This window comes from Bacillus sp. C30 (assembly GCF_040838255.1).
Lineage (GTDB): Bacteria > Bacillota > Bacilli > Bacillales > Bacillaceae_G > Bacillus_A > Bacillus_A mycoides.
This window is the reverse complement of the sequence record NZ_JBFPJH010000403.1, coordinates 1-2,705: the sequence shown is the minus strand read 5'-3', so window position 1 is coordinate 2,705 and position 2,705 is coordinate 1. Positions and strand designations below refer to the sequence as shown.

Sequence of the window (2,705 nt, the reverse complement as noted above, 5' to 3'; positions counted from 1 at the left end):
ACATATAGGAATACTTATATTTGTGAAATAGATGTGAAAGTAATGTGAAAAATGCCGTAATAAAAAGCACTGTTTTAGCTAAAACAGTGCTTTTCGTTTAGATTGAACTGTTGCCGCATTTTCATCATGTATTCCTGCTTCTTCAATAATTCGTTTTTTTACTTTATTTAATAGATGGTCTACTGCCTCACCAAAATAGTTAGCTTCGCTTTTTGTGCGGGCTTCTCGTAAACATTTATAGTTTTCTAGCAGTTCCTCTTTTTCGGTGTTTGTTAAGAAATCTTCTATTTTCTTTTTTGTCATACGAAACACCCTTTCTTCTGACAAACGACGCAATAGAAAATATTTATTTTTTATTATAACAATAATTTTTAGAGAAAGTATAGACTAACGTCGTAATAGTTTGTCAATTTCTTGGATTTTCTCATCAGCTTTCCCAATTTGCGTATTTTTAGCCTGTTCACCACCAAGAGCTTGGTGAAGTAAAAACGTTTGACCGGAAATAGCGGTCACAATGGAGACTTTTATAATTTCTTTTATTAAGGTGACATCGAATAAAACGAGTCCAAGAAGTGCGGCGAGGCTACCTGTAAAAATATCAGTTAAAAATCCAAAATGAAAAAAAGTTTTTAAACGGCGTGGAAGCAATAACTTGCCTTGGTTATTGATTAGATGGGAAACGAAGCCAGTAATGCCACCAACGAGAACTGCGGTTAGCCATTGATACATTTCCATCGAATCCACTCCTTTTAGTGAATAAGATTCGATAATTTTATATTGATTCCTTTTAATATTTCATATAAGCATATTGAGAAAGTTTATTTAGGTTTATTCCGTATTCAATTTAATTATAACAGAAAAATCTGATATATTTCAGTCTATTATATGAAGCGGTTATTCCTTAATATGAATGTAGAAAGGGGTGCGTGATATGAATATAGATTATCGAATAAGAAGTGTAGATGGTTATACAAAAAATATAGGGGAATTAGTAAGCATGCTGGAACATACGAGGGCTGTAACATTACAGGAAATAAACGATCTATCAGTTGAGCAATTAGATTTAATTATGCCAAGTGGTGGGAATTCAATTGGCGCCTTATTAAAACATATAGCAGCTATTGAAAAAGCACATCAGCTTATTTCATTTCAAAAGCGTGACTTTACAAAAGAAGAATTAGAAATATGGGAAGATGCACTGTATTTAGGGGAAGCAGGGAAATCTATTCGTGGCTATGACATACCGTATTATGTACAACTTTTGCAAAAAGTGAGAGAAGAAACACTAAAGTGTTTGAGTGAACAGGATGACGAATGGCTAATGTCAGAAAGAAAGTGGCCTAATGGCGTAGCGTATAATCAGCACTACCTTTGGTTTCATGTGCTAGAAGATGAAATTAGTCATCGCGGACAAATTAAAATGCTAAAAAATAAGTTATTTGAAAATTACGTTAAATAAGGTAGCTTTTTAATGGGATATTCCATATAATGAGAGTAATTAAAATTAGAACGGGGTGATGTATTATGGCGAAATTAACTTATATGAATAATAAACCAAATACAAAGGTGGATGGAAAGGGCGATACTCTATAAGTGAGCGCACAATCCTTCCACTAAGTTCAAACTAGGGAGGATATCAATTTGGATCAAAATATTTTAGAATCTTTCGGATGGGATTCTTTTTTTGAAGAACAAGCTGTAGAGAACTATGAAGTAGGGCGTGTTTTACTTGAGCATAAGCATATATATCGGATTATTTGTAATGATGGTGAATATGTAGCGGAACTGTCTGGGAAGTTTCGTCATGAAGCGTTAACGAAGGGAGATTATCCGGCAGTTGGGGATTGGGTGTATATAAAGAAAATAGAAAATGAGAAAAAGGCAATTATTCACCGTATTTTTCCGAGAAGAAGTTCTTTTTCAAGACAAGAAGCTGGTAACAGAACTGAAGAACAAATTATCGCAACAAATGTAGATTATCTATTTTTAGTGAATGCACTTAACCATGATTTTAACGTAAGAAGGTTGGAGCGTTATTTACTATTAGCGTATGAAAGTGGTGCAATGCCTGTTATTGTTTTAACAAAAAGTAGTTTATGTGAAGATGTGGAACAAAAAATTGTAGAAACGGAAGCTGTTGCAATTGGTGTTCCGGTCTTCGTCGTCGATAGTTTAGAGCATAGAGGTATTGACTCATTACAACAATTTGTTGCTTCAGGAAAAACAATTGCTTTAGTCGGCTCATCAGGGGTTGGAAAATCTACTTTGTTAAATGCACTCGTAGGAATTGAGATAGCGAAAACGGGAGATATACGTGAGGAAGATAGTAAAGGGCGGCATACGACAACTCATCGTGAGCTGTTCCAACTACCGAGTGGGGGCTTAGTCATTGATACTCCTGGCATGAGGGAGTTACAACTTTGGGAAGGAAGCGATGCAATCCAAACAACATTTTCTGATATTGAAGAATTTGCAAAAACATGCCGCTTTCGAGATTGTAAACATGAGAATGAACCAGGATGCGCAGTGCATAAAGCAATTGATAACGGGCTAATGACGATAAATCGTTTGCAAAGCTATAAAAAGTTGCAAAGAGAATTGGCGTATTTTATGAGAAAACAAGATGCTATTCTCGCAAGAGCTGAGCGTGATAAGTGGAAGAAGATTTCTAAACAACATAAAAAAATGTAAAAAACCAAAGGACT

General features: G+C 34.9%; 4 protein-coding genes. 2 read left to right on the top strand and 2 right to left on the bottom strand.

Features of this window, described 5'->3' with window-relative positions; genetic code table 11:
• Positions 1 to 78 precede the first annotated feature (78 nt).
• Both AB3X49_RS20900 and AB3X49_RS20895 read right to left on the bottom strand, forming a co-directional pair.
• Positions 79 to 303 (bottom strand): hypothetical protein, encoded by a 225-nt coding sequence (locus tag AB3X49_RS20900; protein ID WP_002012407.1) that lies wholly within the window; start codon positions 301 to 303, stop codon positions 79 to 81.
• An 84-nt stretch (positions 304 to 387) separates the two neighbouring features.
• Positions 388 to 735, bottom strand: coding sequence for a DUF4257 domain-containing protein (locus AB3X49_RS20895; protein WP_000426320.1), 348 nt, complete (start codon positions 733 to 735; stop codon positions 388 to 390).
• Between the two features lie 196 nt (positions 736 to 931).
• Between AB3X49_RS20895 and AB3X49_RS20890 the strand changes: the two genes are divergently transcribed.
• Together AB3X49_RS20890 and rsgA are read left to right on the top strand one after the other, a co-directional pair.
• Positions 932 to 1,459, top strand: a complete 528-nt coding sequence (locus AB3X49_RS20890; protein ID WP_016120059.1) for a DinB family protein — start codon at positions 932 to 934, stop codon at positions 1,457 to 1,459.
• Positions 1,460 to 1,641: 182 nt separating this feature from the next.
• Positions 1,642 to 2,691 (top strand): ribosome small subunit-dependent GTPase A, encoded by a 1,050-nt coding sequence (rsgA, locus tag AB3X49_RS20885; RefSeq protein ID WP_002031441.1) that lies wholly within the window; start codon positions 1,642 to 1,644, stop codon positions 2,689 to 2,691.
• Positions 2,692 to 2,705 lie beyond the last annotated feature (14 nt).